Source organism: Paenibacillus chartarius (genome assembly GCF_042432825.1).
In the GTDB taxonomy this organism is placed as follows: domain Bacteria; phylum Bacillota; class Bacilli; order Paenibacillales; family NBRC-103111; genus Gordoniibacillus; species Gordoniibacillus chartarius.
On sequence record NZ_JBHLWN010000049.1, the window covers coordinates 40314 to 60869 of the forward strand.

Here is a 20556-nt window from a genome sequence, read left to right on the forward strand (position 1 = left end):
GACGGCCTCCTTTACTGGTTAAAAATGTTCTCCAGTTTATCTATGCCGGGCGACTCCCCCGAGGGTGAAGCTGGCGCTGATGGCGTTGGCTCCGCGGGTGCTTCCGGCCGATTCCCATTCGTCGTTGACGAACCGGAAGGGGAGGGTAGCGGCTGCGCGGCCGGCGGCTCGCGATCATTCGTAGCCGTTGTGCCCGACGGTTGCGGCGTGGGTGTCTTAGATTGCGTGGCATTGCCTTGCTGCGAGACGATCCTTTCGTTTTGCAGTTGCTGCTGAACCGTCACGCTGCCGCTTGTCACGCGCAGTTTGTCCGACTCGCTCATGGCTTTCAGATTGTCGTCAAGTGTCTTGCGAAGTTTGCGGGCAAGCTCGGTTGTCGCTTTTTCGAGCAGGTTCGGATCATGTTCCATCAAATCAAGCACTTTCGGATTTGCGGGATAATTGACCACAGCTGCTTCCTGCAATCCCGGTTCGATATAGGGCAAGGCATACAGCCGTGCGCCTTGCAAATAGGCATCGATAATCGCGCTTGACGTTTGCAAAATATCCTTCTCGTTCATTTCGAGCCAGATGACCGTTCCCGACAACTCCCGTGCTTTCTTTTTAGCTAACAGGACATAATCTTCTCCTGTCGGAAAGTTGATTCGCACGTCGATGTACTGTCCTTTTTGAAGGTTGGAGGGAAGTTGAATGACATGAAATTCTTGCACCCGCAAATCCTTCGGGATCGGCGTGCTCTCGTACAGCATAGATGGCATCAGCGGTGTTCCGGGCTGCAATTCGATTTTGGCGCTTTTGCCGATGGCCGCTTCCCGTTCAGTAATCATCCCGGATGGCACCAGACTCGCGGGCATCGGGACGGACAGGAGATCCTCTGCCGTGACGGTACCACCGGCCGGAATGGTTCGCGACACGGTCCAGACGTTTCTGCGCGATTGTTCCTCTATCGTTTTCAGTTCCTTGATCTGCCTTTCATAGTGCTCCTTCATTTGCTGCTGATTCTGCTCTTGCTCCGATTGCTTTTTCAGAGAATAAATGACCGCAGCCACAAGTAAACAAACGCTTATGGCGATCGCGGTGATAATGAGTGCCTTGCGGTGCCGATACGTCCACGACATCGCTCACGTCTCCTCTCAATCAATCTTAAACTGCTATCGAAATTTTTACCGGGCATCGTCACGGAGCTTCTGCTTTTGCTGGGTCGCAGCCTGATGCTGCTCCAGCTTTTCTTGCGCCCATGCGGGCATATGCTCCGGTTTTATTAAGCCGATAAAATCTTCCCGATTCCAGCGAGACTCTTCTCCGGTATACAGATTTAACACATAGACGGCCCGACCTCGGGAATAGGCAGAGGTGCCAAAACCGCTTAACGCCAGCACAAGCTGATTGACTGCGGTGCGATATTCGGGACGCAGCCGTTCCGGCCGGATGACAACAACCTGGTTGTCTATGCGCATGTCTTCGCGAATCGGCTGACATTCTGCCTGAGTAAGGGTGGTTAGGGGCACCATGACGCTTGCCCGTTCTTCTTTGAGATCCTCCAGTTCCCATTGCACACGGGAAATGAAGTCATTCATGGTCTCAAGATAATCTGCGCTGGCCGCAATCGCGTAAAATTGCTCGACACCCAAAGAATTGTTTCGGGTGCAGTAACAAACCATATACGGACGTTCGGCATTGGATTCGTCAATGCCAAGCAATACTTCCACCTTCCCAATGGAGATGGCCTGATAAACTTCATAGTTGTCCACCATTCGTTTCATTTCTTCCATCGTCCATCCTCTTTTCCTGGATAGTTGCGATCTTCCTTTGTTCTCCTACTCCGATTGGATTGACCGGCTTCGCGAGGCTTCTTGTTTCGCGTTTGCGGCTCCTCGGTTTCATCCTCCGAAACTTCAATGCGGTTGAAACCCGGCTTTTCTTGCATCAGGCGTTCATACTGACGACGCCTCCCTTTCGTAAAATACATGTATATCGCCTCCCCAAAAATGGGCATAAAAAAAGCTCTCCGACTTAGGGGAGAGTGCTGCCGAACAGGTTGGGATGCTTCGGATACAAGTTAGCGTTCCTGTTCCCGCTGCCGTTTTTTATACCAGCTTTCTAATAGTTGCACGATCAGGTCTTCCTTCTGCTTTTCGGTAAAGTCCCTCGGGAAGAAACGGTCAATTCGCTCGCGCTGAATGGTCATCTTTTCTTTCTGGTTCGGCTTTTCCTCCGTGAGAATCGAGAAGATGACATCCACGTTAAGCCGCCCATCCTGGCTCAGTTTTTTCATGCGCTGTGCCTGCGCCAGTGAAGGAGTGCAGTCTTCGGACTGCATCGTTTCGTACAGGGCTTGCTGTTCTTCTTCGGATAAGTAAGAAAGTTCTACGGCTGGATTGAAGGCAATTCGTTTATCGTCCACCATTTCGAGAATGGAGGGGGATAGTTCGGTAAGACGGATATAGCGCTGGATTTGATTGCGGCTTTCGCCTACCTGTTCTCCCAAAATTTCAACTGAATACTTACCTCTTAAATCCTGCCCAACTTGGGTAGAATTTTCTTTGCTCGGTCTTCCTGCCTGTCTTTTCATTGCTTCCAGCTTCATCTTATAGGCGAATGCCTTTTCGCTTGGCGCAATATTTTCCCGTTGCAAGTTGCTGTCCACCATGATGATAGTTGCTTGATCGTCGTCCAGTTCGCGAACGATACAGGGCATTGTCTCCATACCTGCTAATTCGCTTGCCTTCTTGCGCCGGTGTCCGGCTACCATTTCGTAGCCGCCGTCCGCCTTCGGACGTACCAGGCCGGGAACAAGAACGCCGTATTGCTTCACACTGTCCGCCATTTCCAGCATCGCTTCATCTGCCTTCACCTTGAACGGATGGCCGGGAAAATCGCTGATTTCCGACAGAGGAATATCCATCACCTTCTCCCGCTTTTCATCAGCGCGGCTTTCCTCGGTTGAGAATAAATCAGCGACTGTGGTCAGTTTGATACTTGCGAGCCTGTCTTCTCTCGATGTCAATGCCCTGCACCTCCTTCGTAAAGGCGGCATAAGCCTCCGCCGCTTTTCCATCCGGGTCATGGGCATAAATGCTTTTTCCCTTGGCGCTCGTTTCCGCTGCGCGAATGGATAATGGAATCTCTGTGTTGAACACGCGCAACTTGTCCCCGTAATCGCGCCGAAGAACGAGCGCAATATCTTTGGCAAAATTAGTGCGATTGTCTACCATCGTGAGCAGCACTCCGTCCAAAACCAATTTCGGATTGATCTGCCTACGCACGCGGGCAATCGTCTGCAACAGTTGTGTCATTCCCTTGGCGGGCAAATAGTGCGCCTGAACGGGGATAATGACGCTGTCTGCCGCAGCCAGAGCATTGATGGTCAACATGCCCAAACTCGGCATGCAATCGATTAGTACGTAATCGTAGTCAGCTTTAACCGAATCGATGTATGAACGCAAGATCGTTTCTCTGCTCATCGTATTGACAAGCGATACCTCGACAGCAGACAGTTCAATATTGCCCGGCATTAGGTCAACGCCTTCGCTGTGTTGCAGAATTCCTTCCCGTGCTTCGTAGGATTCTTCCAGCATCGTTTTGACCAGCAACGTGGCTAACGATACAGAGAGACTATCCGGCTCATGGAACCCTAACGAATCCGTCAGGTTGCCTTGCGCATCCGCGTCTACTAGCAAAACCTTCTTCCCATCGGCAGCCAAACCGATTCCCAAATTGACCGCTGTTGTCGTTTTGCCCACGCCGCCTTTCTGATTAGCGAGGGCAATCACTTTAGTCATCCGACATTTCTCCTTTCACGCAAAAAGCCGGTTGCGCTGAATATTTCAGGGCAACCGGCTTTTTGAATAGTATCTATATAAAAAGAGAACACCGCAAGAAGGGCGTTCTCTTGAATATTCATATGTTACAGTAACTTCATTTTCAAATATCTCGTGAGCTTGTTCCAATAGATTTAACAATCTATTCACACGACTCTAAAACAAATTTCAAAACAACGTAAACTCAAACTTATCATTGAGTGGCTGTATTTTTGTTGTCACTGCCTCCGCATTGTACTTAAATAAACCATACTTTACGAATTACGTCTAACCCTCTGATAATTTGCTCGGGTAGCTAGCCAATCCAAAGCGCTCGGTGTTACTCTCCATGCACTAAGGGAGGCAGAGGCATAAATGATCGCTTCCTCCTCACTCCCCCGTGAGTATGTCTCAGGAACAATATGTGGAATATATTTAACACCTACTAAGTAAGCCGGAACGAAAGAGTTCGCTTCGAGAGCTTTATTCAATGATATGGCCGCTTTGCGGGCACTTTTACAGCGGAAAGAAAGCAACGCTTCGCTATACAGCATAAAGCATGTGGCCTCATTATGTTCCGACAAAAATTCGTCAGCTTCGTTATTCATTCCCTCAGCCAGCAAATAATTAACTAGAGTATAGCGAATACCCAGACTATCATTAGGATTCAATCGGAGCAACTCACGACAGCTTGCAATGGCATCTTGCCGATGCCCATTATCCCAGAGGCATTCCGCCAGTCCCGCCAGTGCCCTCATATATGGCCTGGTCTTAGTAATCCCCCAGAAATCACCTGCATTCTCTTCAAAAAACGAATCCCCTAAAACTTGACGCCCCACCTTAACCCCACGCTCGTACAGTTCCATTCGCTCTTCCGAAGATTCGCTGTGTTCTGCCAACAAATTATAGGCATCCGTACAGTATGGCGACAGCAGCAATGCTTTTCGTGCAATCGAGAGACGCTTGCTTCTACTCATCTCTTCCCATGCGTCATAAATCATCTCCTGCGCTCGATCCAGCTTTTCTCTGTCAAACGGAGGAAGCTTCAATTCAAGTATCGTATTGTCATTTCGTCTATTTTCACCTTGTACTAAACTGAAAGGACCGGCATCAACTGTGTTAAAAAGCTTGATAAAATCATCATAAGCCGGAACAGATCGAGGATGTTGCTCCCTTGGCAAGCTTTCCTTCCATTTTTCGAACAATTTACCCGAATCAATCAAGTATTGGCATACTTTCGAACAAAGTTTGTCCACTCCATCCAGTCTATGATCCACTGTTTCACTTAAATAATAGGATAGCAACTGCTCGATATCTCGAAATATTCTGACTCCCGAAGCAAAACCGCTTGGTGGATGTAGAGGCATAATATCCAGATTCTCCAAAGCGGTAAACAAGCCGTCGGTTGCAACCGTCTTCGGTACAAATAATGCGTCCGGCATCCCGTATATAAATTTTTCTTCCGTCTTCTCCTCGCTCCAAGCATAATAAAGAAAATCTGCAAGAGGAAGCAGCCTTTTCGTCGAAGCTATTCGAAAAGCAAATGTTCCGCTATAATGATCGCGCAATATATAGTAAACGAGATGTTCTTTGCGTGATTTAAAGCTGTTTTTCAGATCAACATCCATCGGTTTTTTCTGGTATCTCAAATAACCATCGTTGCCAAAATAATAATGCCTTGAGACGGAGACCAGTAATTGATGCAATTGGTTAGAATACTCGGAAACCAACTTACGATGCATACAATCGACCCTTTCGTATAATGATGCGGCGTCCTTAGATTGCTCATAGCCAACATACATGATTTTTCGCATTTCGACAAGGAAAAGCATGCCCTACTATCATAAGCAAAAAGACTACCAAAAATCCCCCCACAATCGACGAATAAGATCACTCAGGCATTCAGCATCTTTATTTCATGCAAAAAGCCGATCGCGCTGAATATCTTTAATCAGCTTTTTATATTGCATCTATATAAAAAGAGAACACCTCAAGAATGGCGTTCTCTTGAATAATCACGAATTACAAATTAACACTTAGCAACGTGTTATTCTATAGAAAAACGAATTGAAGGAAGGGTAGGTGTATCGTGGTTACTTTCCCTATTATGTCTATTGGTTTTTTGTTAGTTTCAATTGTGTTTATACGTTATAGCAAAAGCGATAAATTTACCATTCCCCCAACGATCGCGATTGTTCTCAATGGAGTATTAATCTTATCCTTGATCGCATTTATTGCTTTATTTATGAAAAATAGTGATGTGATTACCCAAATACCTGCACCCTGTTACTGGCTTCTATTGTTCGCTGGGCTCATAATTGAAATCTTTTCTTACCTCCAAAAATATATACCCGGTCATTTCATCGCTGCTGCATTACACTGCTTTGTCGGGTTTATCGCCATCTTTTCTATTGGCCTGCCTCTACTTATTCTAACGTTGATTGAAATAATCATTGCTTTTTATCAGCATCAAAGGAACTAAGATAATTAGAGGAACAATTAGTGTTTTAGTTGATATTCTTTCTCTACCCGGTCAATCAGTTTGTTAAATATCTTGTGATTTTCTGGAGGTTCCAGTTTGAAAAATACCCCTGAGTCGAGAACCTTAAAAAACTGACCATTCCCACCGAACTCAAGTACTCTCACAGTTCCGTCCTTCATGTTAAGTTTAACCAAACGGTAGTAATCCGCTGTAGCATTTCCGGTAAGATGAGTTACTTTATTCAAAAGGTTTACGAGATTATATATGTCAGTCTCCGCATTGATCACTCCGCTAACCGGGTCGTTCACACCAGTGGAAATGGTCACACTTGAAATATCCTCTTTTTTTAACATAAATATTTTCTCGTTTGAGTTAACTGGAACTAGAGGCGAAGTATTGGTATTAGGCGTTTTCGACAACGGTAAATTTCCGCAGGAAGCTAAAAGAAATGAAACGACCGGTATGATTACAATGACAAGCCAATTGCGTTTCCCCATATCCACGTCCCCTTGTTTTATTTGATCGTTTGCACTATCTTTTGACGAATTAATTACTCAATATGTTTCCTCCTCATTCCTAGTCTTGTTGGGTTTCAGCCGGTTGCGCAGATATTTTAGGGCAAGCGGCATTATGCGAAGTTTCTATATAAAAAAGAGAACACCTCAAAAAAGGGCGTTCTCTTGAATATTCATATGTTGCGTCACCTTCATTTTCAAAGACGGTTTTCGTTAACTTATTCCATTGAATTCAACATGTCTACACACACGACGTCCAAATCCATTTCCAAAACAACGGAAACTCCAATTTTATCTTTCAGTACCTTATTTTTGAAGTCGTTGCCGTCCGCCGTGAAAGTCATAAAACGCGCAAAGTGTTGAAAATAAAGGATTTCTACGTATCGATTCGTTGCATTCCTATTACGCACTCCACATGCACCGTATGCGGGAACATATCCACCGGCTGCACCTCGACAGTCCGGTAGCCTCCATCCTCAAGCAGCCGCAGGTCTCGAGCCAACGTCGAGGGGTTGCACGAGACGTACACAATTCGCTGCGGGCGTAGCTCGAGCAGCGTTTGGAGCAGCGACGCCTCGCAGCCTTTGCGGGGCGGGTCGACGACGACGACGTCGGGGACGATGCCGCGCTGCTGCCAGGACGGCAGCACTTCCTCGGCGCGGCCGACGGCGAAGTCGACGTTGACGATGCCGTTGAGCTCGGCGTTGAGGCGCGCGTCTTCGATGGCCTCGGGAATGATCTCGACGCCGTAGACGCGGCGGGCGCGCTGGGCGAGGAACAGTGAGATGGTGCCGATGCCGCAGTAGGCGTCGATGACGGTTTCGCGGCCGGTCAGGGCGGCGTACTCTAAAGCTTTGCCGTACAGCACTTCGGTCTGGACCGGGTTGACTTGGAAGAAGCTGCGCGGCGAGATGGCGAATTTGATGTCTCCAATGTAGTCATAGATGACCTCACGCCCCCACAGGACGATGGTTCGGTCCCCGAAGATGACGTTGGTGCGGGCTTCGTTGATGTTGTGGCAGATGCTGGCGACGCCGGGGATCGCTTCGCGAATGCGGGCGATCCATTCATCCTCGTGAGGCACGTCCGCTCCGTTCGTGATCAATACGACCATGATTTCGCCGGTGCGGAAGCCGATCTTGACGACGACGTGGCGCAGCAGGCCGGTGTGCGTAGCTTCATTATAGGCGGTGATGCCGAGGTCGCGCCCGATCCGCTTGACCGCTTCGACGACGCGGTCGCCTTCGTTGTGCTGGATCAGGCATGCTTCCATGTTGACGATCCGGTGGGAGCCTTGGGCGAAGAAGCCGCCGATGAGGCCGCCCTCTTCTTCACCGATCGGAACTTGAACTTTGTTGCGGTAACGCCAAGGGTCGGACATGCCGAGGGTGGGATGCACGATGACGGCCCGATCAACAGGACTTTCGGCCCGCTCTCCCCCATCAGCCCCCGCGACACGCAGCTTCCCGATCCGCTCCAAATTGTCCTCGACAATCTGACGCTTAACCTTCAGCTGGGCGGCGTAGTCCAGATGCTGCAGCTGGCAGCCGCCGCATTCGTCGTAGATGCCGCATGGCGGCGCTACCCGCTCCGAGCTAGCCTCAAGCACCTGCAGCAGCTTGGCGTAGCCGTACTGCTTCTTGAGGTGCTCGACGCGCACCAGTGCCCTTTCGCCCGGGAGAGCGCCGGGAACGAACAGGGTGAAGCCGTTGACACGGCCGACACCTTCGCCGCTGTGGCCGATACCGATGATGTCGGCTTCGTAGTCGCGGCCGAGGGCTACGGGCAGCGCGGCAGCAGCGGCAGCTGCTCCGTTCTCGCCCACAGAGTCATGTCCCGCACCGCCGCGGCGGCCTGGACGTTCTTGAACGACGAGCGGATTACGGCGCTTCTTGCTTTCAGCCGGTTTGGTTCCGGTTGGGTTGCCGGGACGGGATTGTGGCTTTGTTTTCCTGGTCATAGGTATGATCATGCTCCGTACGTTAGGGTAAGTTCTGCTCCCCATGCTACCGAAACGGGGGGCGAAAGTCAATGAAGGTAAGGTCGCAAAGAACGGCAACGCTCGTTCGTAAAGCACCATGTTCCCCAACATGCAAAAATGCCCGCCCCCCTCGCCTTCCGGCCGGTTGCGGACATGCCTCCATGCTATTCGAGTTTGAACGGAATGTTGATCAGCGCCGGACGTTTCTTGTACGTGGACTGCCCCGATTCGTCGACGATAATATCGAGATGGGACTGCAGGTTGGTGAACACGGTCGGCAGGGTGCCGCCAAACTCTCCGTCAAAATTCAGCTGCACATAATCGGGAGAGCTGACTTCGACGTTCCGGGCTTTAAAATGAATCAGGTTCGGATCCGCCAGATGCTCGCCGCGGAGCGCCAGCGTCACAAGCCGGATAAACTCCGGAAGGTTGCAGCGCTTCAGTACGAGGACGTCGAACATTCCGTCGTTCAGGGAAGCGTCGGGCGCCAGCCTTTCGAAGCCGCCGACGGAGTTGCTGTTCGCAATCAGGAACATCATGACCTCTTCATGGATCTCCCGGTCGTCGGCCTTCATGAGCAGCTCGATCGGGCGGAGGCGGGGCAGCTTTTCGAGACCTTTCATATAATAGGCCAGCTGGCCGAGCATCGTCTTGAGCTTCGAAGGCACCTCGTACGTCAGCTCCGTCATGGAGCCGCCGGCCGCGATGTTGATGAAATACCGATTGTTCACTTTGCCGAGGTCGATGTCGCGGGTAAAGCCCCGCGTGATGATGTCGCAAGCTTCCTCAATATTGCGGGGAATGGCCAGCGCCCTGGCAAAATCGTTCGTCGTCCCTAACGGCAATATGCCCAGCGCCGGCCGGTTCGACTTCTCCGCGAGGCCGTTGATGACCTCGTACAGCGTACCGTCGCCGCCGGCGGCGATAACGACGTCGAACCCCCGCTCGACGGCCTCCGCTGCGGCTAGTGTCGCGTCGCCTTCGCCGATTGTGGCGTGCGTCGACGTTTCGAGACCGCCCCGTTCAAGTCGATCGAGCACGTCAGGGAGGCGCTTGCGCATTTCTTCCCGACCGGAGGTAGGATTATAGATGAGCCTTGCACGCTTACGCTTAGCCACGTTATCCGATCACCTGTCCTTGTTGTTCGTCGCCGGCTTCCGCCCTCTGGAGCGTCCGTTCGATCTGTACCTCGATCCAACGCGAGATCAGCGGACTTGGCAGCAGCGCTTTGCCGTGGTAGCGGACGTGAGGATGCTCCGCCAAGCGCCCTGGAATGACATTGCGGGTAAAATACCCTTCGCTCAGGAACAGCGGCGCGACGATGACGGAATAGTCAGGCTTCTGCTTACGCCAGTAATTCAGCTTGCGCGCCGTTTGGTCGGGCAGCAGCATCGCTACGTCGGCTTCGGCGAAGCCTCCGAGCGTACGAATGCGCGCGGCAAGCCGCTCCAGCCCGCGCCGCCAGCGCAGATGAAAGCCGCGTTCGATGCTGCCGTGCCCGACGAGCAGGACGACCTCCTGCCGGGGATCGGAGCTCAAGCTGCGGATTTTGCTGTAAATCAGTTCGGCAATAGTCGGATCGTCGTCAATCGGCGCAGCCATATGCACGTTCGCGGTGACGCTGAAACGTTCGAGCTCGGTCGGCAGCTGCGGCTCCTCCGTCACGCCGAGCGCCCAGCTGATTTCGTCGATATGGGTGGAGCCGGAGGAGACGAAGAGCGGCACGACGATGATGTCCGTCACTCCTTGCCGCTCCAGCTCCGCGATGCCGTCCTGAATCAGCCTTCCATCGATGAGCTCGAGGAACGACGAATATACCGGGATACCGCCGGGGACGCGCACATCCGCGACCGCTTCGTCGACGAGCCGCACCCAATCGTCGCTACGGGAGCCGTGGCTGATCACGAGAACGCCATACTGCCTCGCCCGAGAGCCGGCGCTTGGTTGATGCTGCTTCATGTGCGTGTCCCTCCTTTGCTCACTTAGTTGATGAATATGCTATCGAAACCGTCAAGGAAAGTCAAACAACGCAAAAATCCTCCTCTACGCTAAGGCAAAGAAGGATGGCGGAACGGCAGATATGTCCTGACCGAACGATTCGAGCTTAGCGGTCCAGTCGGTCCAGCGTCATGATATAGCCGTCGTTGCCGTAGTTGAGGCAGCGTTTGACCCGCGATATCGTTGCCGTGGAGGCGCCGGTCTCCGCTTCAATTTGATTATATGTGTAGCCTTTGCGCAGCATTCGCGCCACTTCCAGACGCTGCGACAGCGATTGAATCTCGTTCACCGTGCACAGATCATCGAAGAACACATAGCATTCTTCCAAGTCCTTCAGCGTCAGGATCGCCTCGAACAGCTGATCGATCGCTTTGTCGTTCAACTTCTTCAACTGCATTATGCTCAACTCCCTGAGGATCAACCTATAATAAAATGGAACTAGGAGTATGATTTCGACACTTTTGTCGTAAATTCCTTCCTTTAAGTTTGCAAAACGTTAAAATTTTTATGCGTTACTGAGGTAAAAGGTGACAGCGTTGGCGTGTTACGGCGGGAACTGGGCGGAGCAGGGGGATTGTGTCTCATGAAGAGGGCGGAGATATGGAGATATGGAGATATGGAGATATGGAGCTCTGGAGCTCTGGAGCTTTGGAGCTTTGGAGCTTTGGAGCTTTGGGGCTTTGGGCTTTGGGGCTTTGGAGCTGTGGAGATATAGAGCTTTGGAGCTTTGGAGCTTTGGAGCTTTGGAGCTTTGGAGCTTTGGAGCTTTGGAGCCTTGGAGCCTTGGAGCTTTGGAGCCTTGGAGCTTTGGAGCTTTGGAGATACGCAACTGTAGAGCCGCGGAACTTCAGGCCTGCGTTACCGCGTGGCTGTAAAGCTGTGGAGCTGTGGAAGCACAAACCTGCGAAGCCGCGGAACTTCGGGTCTGTTCAGCCACGGGCAGCGGAGCAATGGAACTATAGAGCCGCTATGGTTTGGATCTGTGGAGTCACGGTGCAAGAGAACCACGTCGCCGCAGAGTTGCGGAGCCACGGAACTGCTAAGCCGCAAAACGGTAATACCCTTCACCCCGGAAGACATCCCCCATCTGTACAAGCCCAACCTAATCGGGACCTCATCTAGCCGACTCGTAACCTTATCCGATCGCCCCAAATAAAATAATCTGAACCGCTACTTTCACCCCGACTCCTCCCCGCAGCACCCCCGTTTCGAGCTCATCCTTCTTCCAGCATACCGGGCATCCGTCCATACCAAACATTCGCCTATGACATACAATGCCAGTAAAAAAGGAAATGGGTGAATTCCCCGTGACAAATCAATACAACGAAAGCAGCTATCCAATCGACGCAGGCACGCGCAGCTTACACGAAGGAGGCGGCGCACCGGCGCAGGGAGGATTATTTGGCGGCGGCCCTTCCATATATCCCGGACTGGGCGGCAACCCTTACGGATTTCAGCAGCCGCCAAGTCTCCCCGTCGCTCCGAGCGGCAACGGCGGAGCAGGCGGCGGGCAAGCAGGCGGCGGCTTGCTAGGCAACTTCAACATAGCCCAGCTCAAAACGATGCTCGACCGGATGGGCGGCATTGACGGCGTCCTCTCGACGATGACGAAGGTGCAGAAGGTCGTATCGACGTTCCAGCAGATGGCCCCGATGATGAAGCTGATGCTTGGCGCCTTCGGCGGCAAAGCGTCGACGAAGAACGCCGGCTTCGATATACCGCCGCCGGTGTACCGCAAGCGCCGGAAGAAGCGGCGCGGCGCAGGCCGGCCGGGCTCCGGCAGGCGCGGCAGCGGCCGGACGCGGCGATAACTGCCCGGACGCGGCGAACTGCCAGGCGCCTCAATAGCAACAGCCGCAGGCCGAAACAGCAAACAGCCTCCACCCGCACAGGGGGAGGCTCTTCAATACCCATAATTAAGGAACAAGGACATAGCGCCGGCACAGCTCCATGAGCTGTCCGGTATGGCGGTCCAGCCAGCCGATATGCGAGGCGGCGCTGGCGATTTGCTCCCGCACCATCGCTTCCGTGTCCACTCCGTCCCAATAGCGTCCAAGGAAGTGAATGAATACGTCAAGGCGGCGCAGCAGCACCAAGAGCGGCAGCGCTTCGACCTCTGCAGCCGTAAGCCTCGCGCCGTAGCCGCGCAGCAGCGCCTCCACCCGCGGCCGCGCCGGGACGCGGGCTCCCGCAGACCGCTCGTCCGCACCGCCCGGCTCGTCTGCATCCAGCACGTCGGACAAGCAGACGGCGAGCTCCATCACCCGCAGGTCACGCGTAACGAACTCGAAGTCGAGCACGGCGACGATCTCTCCGTCCGCGTCCGCCAGGACGTTGGAGGCGTTCAAGTCGCCGTGCACGAGCGCATGCGGCAGCCGCCGCAGGCCCGGCAGCGCCTCGCCCGCCTGGCGGAGCCGGTCGCGGATCGCGAGCAGCTCCGCCCCGAGCGGGCGGAACGCCGCCGGCGGCTCCGCGCAGAATGCCGCGACGCTGTGCGGCGGGCAGAGCGGGTGCGTATGCTCGAGCTCATAGTAAGGCCGATACGCCGGCTGCAGCGGCACCCGCACGCGCTGCAGCCGCTCCGACAGGAGCCCGACGGCCCGGCCGAAGCTTTCGAGCTGAGCCTCGCTGACGAGGGCGGGATTCACGCCCTCGGTGTAGCTGAACAGCGCGGCCAGCTTGTCCGCGCTGCCTTCGCCCGCCGGTACGCGCGCGAACGTCGCGCCGTCCGGCAGCCGCTGCGGCACCGGCGTCTGCAGCCGCATCCCTGCCGGGCCGGACACGCCGCCGGTCCGGCTGCCGGACATGCTTTCCGCAAGGCCCATCCCTCCCGAACCGGCCCCATCCTCCGAGCCGCCGCAGCCGGCGCGGCCCGCTCCGCCCGAAACCGCCGGGCCCGCCTCCTCCCGCCGCAGCTCCGCGAGCGCGAGCAGCACGGCGTGCTCGAACGCGAGCTTTGCCTCGTCGCGATGCGTCTCATAGACGCGCAGCACGTAGCGCGTTCGCTCCGGCCCCGCCTCGATGATGCGGGTCGTATTGTTTTTGCCGCCGCCGGCGAGCTCCAGTACGCGAGCCGGCGTGCCGTCCGGCAGCCAGAGCGCCGCCAGCTGTTCGGGGTGATTTTCGCTCATCGTCACTGGTTGGACTCCTTCCGTTTCCCATCATCCCCCTCATTATAGGTATTCCGCCGCCGACCGTCCACACTCCGCCATCTACCGTCTACCGTTTACCGTCCACCGTTACATGGAAAACACATGTTGCGCATCATTTTGGAAAAACATAATAACTCTACGACATCACGGAAACGGGTGAACGTCATGAAGCCGATTCAAGATCCCGAGAAACTTCGGAAAATAGGGGAGTTCTACGACAAGATCGTTGAAACTCATTATGACTATTTTCAATATTGGCTGCACCATACGTGGTTTCATTGGGATTTCTGGATATCCTTTGCGTTGACGGTCTTGCCCTGGGCGCTGTGGATCAAATTCAGAAAGAAAGACAGCACCGACCGGCAGCTGTTCGTCGCTTTTTTCGTCATACTCATCAGCTCGTGGTTAGATTTTATCGGCACTTGCTACGGCTTATGGTATTACACCGGCAAAGTGATTCCAACCATCCCGGTATACATCCCATGGGATTTTTGCCTGTTACCGGTGTTTCTTTTATTTCTGCTCCAATTCAAGCCAAACAGCCCTGCCGTCATTAAAGCTCTTGGATTTGCATGCGTCTGTTCGTTTGCAGGCGAACCGTTCTTCCAATGGCTTGGGTTCTATGTCATGAAGAAGTGGAGCGTATGTTACTCGTTCCCTATTTATTTCGTCATCTTTCTGGCCGCCTATAAGCTAAGCAAACGTTCGAGTTTTTCCGCTATATAGGTTTGACAAACCGCGAAAATAAAGCCCGGCCCCGCAGCGCAGAGCCGGACTTGTGCCAAACTACAGATGAGAGCCACCGCTGGCGTCGATGCATTGCCCGGTAACCCATCGGCTGTCGGAAGAAGCCAAGTACCCCGCAATGTCCGCAATGTCCTCCGGTTCGCCCCACCTGCCGAAAATGGAAAAATCGGCGCCGAACTGTTTCGCGGCCGGATCATTCAGCATCCCCGCATTCATGTCCGTGGCGACGAAGCCGGGAGCGATCGCATTGACCGTAATGCCGCGCGGCCCGAGCTGCTTGGACAACGTATGCGTCAGCGTGTTCACCGCCCCTTTGCTCATACTGTAGGCTAATATATCGGGGATCGCAATTCTCGTCACGGCAGAGGAAATATTGATGATCCGCCCTCCTTCGCGCATCCGGGGCAGCGTATGCCGAATCAAATAAAACGGCGCCTTCACATTGATCGCAAATACCGCATCGAAGTCGGCCTCCGGTGTATTTTCGACAGATCCGTATGCCGCCAAGCCGGCATTATTCACGAGAATGTCAATCGCGCTGCCGCCCATGCGGCTGTCCAGTTCGCGGTCGATTGTATCGAACAGCGATTCGATCGCACCCGGCGCCCCAAAATCCGCTTGCACGGCAAATGCCGATCCGCCGCCGCTTTCAATGCCGCGTACCGTCTCCAGCGCAGCCTGCCGGTTGCTGCCGTAATGTACCGCAACCAAAGCTCCGTCCCCGGCCAACCGCCGCGCGATGGCGCGGCCGATTCCCCGGCTCGCTCCCGTAACCAATGCCGCCTTGCCCTTCAAATTCCCCACAAGCTCATCTCCTCATGATCGTTATGTCCCTTGCAATCCTGTTGTATCACGATGGGACGTTCGGGATGTTGCTCTCTTATTCGCGCCCTCTTATCGGGAGGCCGGCATGCGGCTATACTCATCGTAGAGGTGAATCGAATGGAGATTACGGAGAAAATCTGGCAGGCCATCGTGCAATGCGACCCGGCGTATGATGGCCGGTTTATTTACGCGGTTTTGACGACCGGCATCTGCTGCAGACCGTCGTGCAAATCGAGAGCACCGAAGAAGGAAAATGTACGGCTCTTTCCTGACGCTGACCAAGCATGCAGGGCTGGTTTCCGTCCGTGCAAGCGCTGCCGCCCATGCCGGCAAGACAGCCCAATGGAGGAATGGATCGCTCTCATCGCCGAATATATTGACAACAATTTCGACAAACCGCTGACTCTGGAAACGCTCTCGAATTTCGCTCACAGCAGTCCTTACCATTTGCTGCGCTCGTTCAAACGGCTTCGGGGTATGACACCCGGCGAATATATTCAGCGAACGAGAATTAACAAAGCCAAAGAGCTGCTCACCGCCTCAGACCGCAAAATAGCGGATATCGGCTCTACGGTCGGCTTGCCCAATCCGCCGCATTTCATCACGGTGTTCAAGAAGCTGACCGGCTGCACGCCTGCCGGCTTCCGCAGCAGCTATCGCGGTGAGCCCAGGGCGGCGCAGCGGTCCGCAGATTAGCTCCGACGGACGATGCAACCGAAACAAGCCCGCAGCCGTGACGCACGACCGCGAGCTCTCCCAACATAAATCCGTTAAAATGTTACATGAGACCCAAACGAAGGCGCATTCGGCACGATCAAATAATGCGTGCGGCCCGGCGACAGCGCAATTCTATCCCCTTCCGGCGTCGCCAATCGGAACGGTTCCGCCGCTTCCTTGCGCCGCCATTCGCCGGTGACCGCCCTGCCTTGCCGAAAGACGACTGCGGGGCCGCTCCCGACCAGCTTCACCTCGCGCCGCCCTTCCGCATCGAGCACCTTATGATCCGCCCCGAGCACGACGACATTCGCCGCCGACAGCTGCGACCCGTCGTTAAGATCAAAGTGAGGCAGGCCTTCCACGGAACGGCGATACGCGCCTGCATCCTCATCGTAATCGTACGACACTACATAGGATTTCCACAAAAATGTAACCGCCAAATGCGGTGCATCGGCGCCAGCCGCCTCATCGCTGCCGGTAACGGCCGGAACGGCGAATTCCAGTGCCGGCCGCTGCTGCGTTTCCACTCTTAATTCAAGTTGGTCGATGCCTGTTCTTAACCAGGCCATGTCCGTATATAAGTTATGAGGAAGCTTACGAAAGCTCTCCCTCCAGAAGTAACGCCCCGCATTCGTAATTTCATCCAAGTGATCGACGCGCTGCTCTTGGAGCTGGGCGTACGCATCGGGAGAACCGCCTGCGTGAATCTCGATGGCGTCGAACATACGCCCCAGATCGATATAGTACGGACGAATACTGCGCACCGGTCCAATCATCCCCGGAGCGTCGCGGTCCGTAAATATTGCGACGAGCCGCGTAATTTCCCCTTCCGCCAAGCACTCAAACAGCACGTCCGCCCGGCTTAGGCCCGATTGCGGACGAGCGGACGGATGGTTATTGATCATCACCATGAGCGGCCGGCGCAGCCCGTCTTCCTGCTGCTGCGGCAAGGGCAGCCCGGTAAGCGGGTTGAGGGCGCCGAGCTCCGGCTGATCTGCGGGTTCCGGCTGTACATGGGATTCCAGCTCATCTGCGGGTTTCGGTTGTGCATCGGGTGCCAGCTGATCTGCTGGTTCCACCCGTTTTTTTGGTTCCAGCTGGCCTACTGTTTCCAGCCGTGCTGTTGGCTTCAGCTGAGCAGGAGGCTCCGGCTGCGTTTTTGGTTCCGGCTGTGCAGTTGGCTCCGGCTGTGCAGTTGGCTCCAGCTGCGCTGTGGGCTCCGGCTGTGCAGTTGGCTCCAGCTGCGCTGTGGGCTCCGGTTGCGTTTTTGGTTCCGACTGTGCTGTGGGCTCCGGCTGTGCAGTTGGCTCCGGCTGTGCAGTTGGCTCCGGCTGTGCAGTTGGCTCCAGCTGTGCAGTTGGCTCCAGCTGCGCTTTAGATTCCACCCAACCTGCGTGCTCCGGTATTCCGTTTGTCGGCGCCGCCGAAGCGCAGCCTGCCGAAGTCAATGCCGCCAGCATGAGAACGGAGCCAAGTTTTACCGCTGCAGCTTGCGTACGAGACGGCATCGGATCACATCTCCTTCTACATAGGCATCAGCAAAGATTCCCTCAGTTTTTCCAGCCCGCACCGCAATTAACCATTGTTTTATGAAGATGTTGTGACAAGAAGGGATTTCACGAGATGACGTCGAAACCAAAATATACGAACATGGATTCGAGGTGATCGGTAATGTCCTCCTCCAAAACTATATCCTCCGATATCGAATTGCTGACCGCAGCCCTGCTTCAGCGCAAGGTTGCCGTATGGTGCCGCACCGCCGACGACATCTATGTCCTTCTTGATGAAGGGGGCTTGATTGAAAAATATTCCCCCGACTCCGTACGTATCCGCTATGCGCATCGCGACCGGGCGGAATACTATCTGCGGAGCGAATGCGAGTTTCGCATCGAATAATCGATCGAGGGTAGAGGTGAATCCAAATGCCCCATAACGACGCACGGCTTCCGAAAGCCCCTGCTATCGTCCTCTTCGACGGCGAATGCGTCATGTGCTCCTTCATCGTCCGCTTCGTCTACGCCCGCGACCCGCAAGCCCGGCTGCGCTTCGCTCCGCTTCAATCCGATGCCGGACAAATGCTGCTTCAGCGGCACGGTCTGTCGACTGACCGCTTCGATACGTTTGTGCTCGTCGAGGGAGACCGCTGCTACACGAAATCGACGGCCGCACTCCGTCTGGCTCGCCGTCTTCGCGGCTTATGGCCGCTGTGCTGCGCCTTCGTCGTCGTTCCGCGTCCGCTGCGGGACGCTGTCTACGGCTTCGTGGCAAAGAACCGCTACCGCTGGTTCGGCCGAAGTGATGCGTGCATGATGCCGACGCCGGAGCTGAAGCGCCGCTTCGTCGAGCCGCAAGATCTATTAGGTTAGTTCCGTTCCGCCTTTCCCTGCCTGTCCAACACCGCTTCTTTCGGGCCCGTATATCATAAAGAAATCTCATAGAAATGCGGCGCATTCTTAACGGATTTTTCTCACGAAATTTCGCATAACTTGGACAAAGCATGCATGGACACTTACCGCCGGAAATCACGAATGGGACACTCTACGCTCTAGCCACACTTTAGGCCGCATCCGTCTTCTTGCCGCATGCAAAGCGATCGGTAACCGGCAGCTTCATCGATGATTAAGCGGAATTCCTCCATCTATTTAAGCCATAAACTTCAATTATTATGTTTTTGCGGGAAAAGCTCCATCTAATTTATACAAATCTCCCGTTTTGTCGGGAAAAGTATCAAAGTAAGCGGATTCATTCCAACTAATCGGCGCAATTGCGTCCATTTTCCGGATGTAAGCGTAACAAATCCCGCTAGTTATCCGTCCCCACCATGCTCAACCCTACGTTCTTCCTTGACGTTCATACTGCGTACAAATTCGTTCAATCCTGCCGGCCGCCGCTCCCCAATACCGCCGTAAACGTACTCATCTGCGTATCCATCATACCTGCCTACACTCACGGCTGCTAGTAATCTGCCTTCTGCACTTCCGCCGAACGGAGATTAACAAAGCCTATTACCCTATTACCCTATTACCCTATTACCCCATTACCCCATTCCCCCATTACCCCATTACCCCATCACCCCATCCCCCTATCCCCCTGTCACACCGGCATCCCCATCACCCCTATCCCCCCTATTCCCCCTATTCCCCCTATTCTCCCTATTCCCCGGCTTACCTCATGAACAGCCATAACCAATCATGCGTGTCCGAGCCGCATTGCTGCGCAGGCAGCATTTTTACAAATAAAGGGTTGACAAATCCACACAAAACAATTATCTTAAATTTAAAATATTTAAATTTAAATAAATAGTCCAGATGTGATAATCCGAAAAAGTAATCTAAGCAAAGCAATCCCTCTCGATAGCAACCATTTTGAAGGAGAAGACCATTCATGTCTAACATGCAAACAGCGGGCATTCATCATATCACAGCTTTCGTTCGGAATGCGCAGGAGACGGTTGATTTTTATGCGGGAATACTGGGGCTTCGCCTGGTTAAGAAAACGGTCAACTTCGACGCGCCGGAAGTGTACCATCTGTACTTCGGCAACGAATCCGGCGCACCGGGTACGGTCATCACGTTCTTTCCATGGCCGATTTCCAGACAAGGCCGCATCGGCGGCGGGCAGGTCGGGATCACGACCTATGCCGTTCCCGTCGGCAGCTTGGCCTTCTGGTCGTCCCGTCTGACGCAGTATGGCACCCGATTTGAGCGGACGGAGCGTTTTGGCGAGACGTATCTCGGATTCAAAGACCCCGACGGGCTGCTGATCGAGCTCGTGGAGCGGGCTCAAGGCGCACCGAGCCAGTGGACGTTCGGCGGCGTGCCGGCCGACAAAGCGATCAAAGGCTTTGGCGGCGCTGTTCTGTACAGTACGGCCCCGGACGCAACGTCGCAGCTGCTTCAGCGGGTGATGGGGCTGACGAGAGTCGGCCAGGAAGGCGCTTATGAACGGTTCCAATCGTACGGAGATATCGGGAATATCATTGACCTCAATGTGACAGCGATGGAGCAAGGCGCGGGCGGTGCCGGAACCGTTCATCATATTGCATGGCGGGCCAAGGACGATGCCGAGCATGCGCTCTGGAGAAGCCAAGTTGAGGAGTGCGGCTACCATCCGACAGCGATTCTGGACCGGCAGTACTTCCACGCGATCTACTTCCGCGAAGAAGGCGGCATCCTGTTCGAAATCGCAACGGATCCCCCGGGCTTTGCCCGAGATGAAGCGCCCGATGCGTTGGGCGAAAGCATCATGCTGCCTTCGTGGTTCGAAGCGAACCGCGCCGAGATCGAGCGCAGGCTGCCGCCTATTCGAGCGAGGGAGATCGAGCCAAACCGCTGAGTAA

General features: G+C 54.2%; 21 protein-coding genes. 7 read left to right on the forward strand and 14 right to left on the reverse strand.

Going from position 1 to position 20556, the window contains the following annotated elements:
• Positions 1 to 11: 11 nt before the first annotated feature.
• The 11 genes from ACFFK0_RS12885 to ACFFK0_RS12935 all read right to left on the reverse strand — a co-directional run bounded on the left by ACFFK0_RS12885 (position 12) and on the right by ACFFK0_RS12935 (position 11173).
• The gene (locus ACFFK0_RS12885) at positions 12 to 1118 is read right to left on the reverse strand and encodes an SAF domain-containing protein (RefSeq protein WP_080835164.1); all 1107 of its coding nucleotides are present in this window, start codon (positions 1116 to 1118) and stop codon (positions 12 to 14) included.
• Positions 1119 to 1163: 45 nt separating this feature from the next.
• Positions 1164 to 1772 (reverse strand): hypothetical protein, encoded by a 609-nt coding sequence (locus ACFFK0_RS12890; RefSeq protein ID WP_377470630.1) that lies wholly within the window; start codon positions 1770 to 1772, stop codon positions 1164 to 1166.
• A complete protein-coding gene (locus ACFFK0_RS12895; RefSeq protein ID WP_377470631.1) occupies positions 1760 to 1969 on the reverse strand; it encodes a hypothetical protein in 210 nt (69 codons plus the stop codon). Before ACFFK0_RS12895 ends, ACFFK0_RS12890 begins: the two co-directional genes overlap by 13 nt.
• A 90-nt stretch (positions 1970 to 2059) precedes the next feature.
• The gene (locus ACFFK0_RS12900; protein WP_377470633.1) at positions 2060 to 3007 is read right to left on the reverse strand and encodes a ParB/RepB/Spo0J family partition protein; all 948 of its coding nucleotides are present in this window, start codon (positions 3005 to 3007) and stop codon (positions 2060 to 2062) included.
• Positions 2955 to 3782: a ParA family protein gene (locus tag ACFFK0_RS12905; RefSeq protein ID WP_080835175.1), complete on the reverse strand. Its 828-nt coding sequence runs from the start codon at positions 3780 to 3782 to the stop codon at positions 2955 to 2957. Before ACFFK0_RS12905 ends, ACFFK0_RS12900 begins: the two co-directional genes overlap by 53 nt.
• Before the next feature lie 293 nt (positions 3783 to 4075).
• Entirely contained in the window at positions 4076 to 5542 is a 1467-nt protein-coding gene (locus tag ACFFK0_RS12910) for a hypothetical protein (protein WP_080835602.1), read from the reverse strand.
• 757 nt (positions 5543 to 6299) lie between these two features.
• Positions 6300 to 6779 (reverse strand): hypothetical protein, encoded by a 480-nt coding sequence (locus ACFFK0_RS12915; protein ID WP_139787179.1) that lies wholly within the window; start codon positions 6777 to 6779, stop codon positions 6300 to 6302.
• Positions 6780 to 7173: 394 nt separating this feature from the next.
• Positions 7174 to 8769: a 23S rRNA (uracil(1939)-C(5))-methyltransferase RlmD gene (rlmD, locus tag ACFFK0_RS12920; RefSeq protein WP_377470634.1), complete on the reverse strand. Its 1596-nt coding sequence runs from the start codon at positions 8767 to 8769 to the stop codon at positions 7174 to 7176.
• Positions 8770 to 8942: 173 nt separating this feature from the next.
• On the reverse strand, positions 8943 to 9896 hold the full coding sequence (locus ACFFK0_RS12925; protein ID WP_377470635.1) for a diacylglycerol kinase: 954 nt from the start codon (positions 9894 to 9896) through the stop codon (positions 8943 to 8945).
• 1 nt (position 9897) lies between these two features.
• Complete coding sequence (locus ACFFK0_RS12930) at positions 9898 to 10737, reverse strand: sirohydrochlorin chelatase (RefSeq protein ID WP_377470637.1); 840 nt, start codon at positions 10735 to 10737, stop codon at positions 9898 to 9900.
• Positions 10738 to 10882: 145 nt separating this feature from the next.
• Positions 10883 to 11173, reverse strand: coding sequence for a YerC/YecD family TrpR-related protein (locus ACFFK0_RS12935; RefSeq protein WP_377470639.1), 291 nt, complete (start codon positions 11171 to 11173; stop codon positions 10883 to 10885).
• A 211-nt stretch (positions 11174 to 11384) separates the two neighbouring features.
• Here ACFFK0_RS12935 and ACFFK0_RS12940 point away from each other — a divergent pair, with 211 nt between their 5' ends.
• Both ACFFK0_RS12940 and ACFFK0_RS12945 read left to right on the forward strand, forming a co-directional pair.
• A complete protein-coding gene (locus ACFFK0_RS12940) occupies positions 11385 to 11651 on the forward strand; it encodes a hypothetical protein (protein WP_377470641.1) in 267 nt (88 codons plus the stop codon).
• 432 nt (positions 11652 to 12083) lie between these two features.
• Positions 12084 to 12587 carry an aminotransferase gene (locus tag ACFFK0_RS12945; RefSeq protein WP_377470642.1) on the forward strand — a complete coding sequence of 168 codons (504 nt, stop codon included), beginning with the start codon at positions 12084 to 12086 and terminating at the stop codon, positions 12585 to 12587.
• A 105-nt stretch (positions 12588 to 12692) separates the two neighbouring features.
• Here ACFFK0_RS12945 and ACFFK0_RS12950 read toward each other — a convergent pair whose 3' ends face one another.
• A complete protein-coding gene (locus ACFFK0_RS12950; RefSeq protein ID WP_377470711.1) occupies positions 12693 to 13907 on the reverse strand; it encodes a phosphotransferase in 1215 nt (404 codons plus the stop codon).
• A 186-nt stretch (positions 13908 to 14093) separates the two neighbouring features.
• Here ACFFK0_RS12950 and ACFFK0_RS12955 point away from each other — a divergent pair, with 186 nt between their 5' ends.
• Positions 14094 to 14654, forward strand: a complete 561-nt coding sequence (locus ACFFK0_RS12955; protein ID WP_377470643.1) for a CBO0543 family protein — start codon at positions 14094 to 14096, stop codon at positions 14652 to 14654.
• A gap of 60 nt (positions 14655 to 14714) precedes the next feature.
• Here ACFFK0_RS12955 and ACFFK0_RS12960 read toward each other — a convergent pair whose 3' ends face one another.
• Positions 14715 to 15479, reverse strand: coding sequence for an SDR family oxidoreductase (locus tag ACFFK0_RS12960; RefSeq protein WP_377470644.1), 765 nt, complete (start codon positions 15477 to 15479; stop codon positions 14715 to 14717).
• A gap of 138 nt (positions 15480 to 15617) precedes the next feature.
• Here ACFFK0_RS12960 and ACFFK0_RS12965 point away from each other — a divergent pair, with 138 nt between their 5' ends.
• A complete protein-coding gene (locus tag ACFFK0_RS12965) occupies positions 15618 to 16196 on the forward strand; it encodes a bifunctional transcriptional activator/DNA repair enzyme AdaA (protein ID WP_377470645.1) in 579 nt (192 codons plus the stop codon).
• 74 nt (positions 16197 to 16270) lie between these two features.
• Here ACFFK0_RS12965 and ACFFK0_RS12970 read toward each other — a convergent pair whose 3' ends face one another.
• Positions 16271 to 17725, reverse strand: a complete 1455-nt coding sequence (locus ACFFK0_RS12970) for a DUF3048 domain-containing protein (RefSeq protein ID WP_377470647.1) — start codon at positions 17723 to 17725, stop codon at positions 16271 to 16273.
• Positions 17726 to 17888: 163 nt separating this feature from the next.
• Between ACFFK0_RS12970 and ACFFK0_RS12975 the strand changes: the two genes are divergently transcribed.
• The 3 genes from ACFFK0_RS12975 to ACFFK0_RS12985 all read left to right on the forward strand — a co-directional run bounded on the left by ACFFK0_RS12975 (position 17889) and on the right by ACFFK0_RS12985 (position 20552).
• Complete coding sequence (locus ACFFK0_RS12975) at positions 17889 to 18113, forward strand: hypothetical protein (RefSeq protein ID WP_377470648.1); 225 nt, start codon at positions 17889 to 17891, stop codon at positions 18111 to 18113.
• A 26-nt stretch (positions 18114 to 18139) separates the two neighbouring features.
• Entirely contained in the window at positions 18140 to 18583 is a 444-nt protein-coding gene (locus tag ACFFK0_RS12980) for a thiol-disulfide oxidoreductase DCC family protein (RefSeq protein WP_377470650.1), read from the forward strand.
• Positions 18584 to 19601: 1018 nt separating this feature from the next.
• The gene (locus ACFFK0_RS12985) at positions 19602 to 20552 is read left to right on the forward strand and encodes a ring-cleaving dioxygenase (RefSeq protein ID WP_377470651.1); all 951 of its coding nucleotides are present in this window, start codon (positions 19602 to 19604) and stop codon (positions 20550 to 20552) included.
• Positions 20553 to 20556 lie beyond the last annotated feature (4 nt).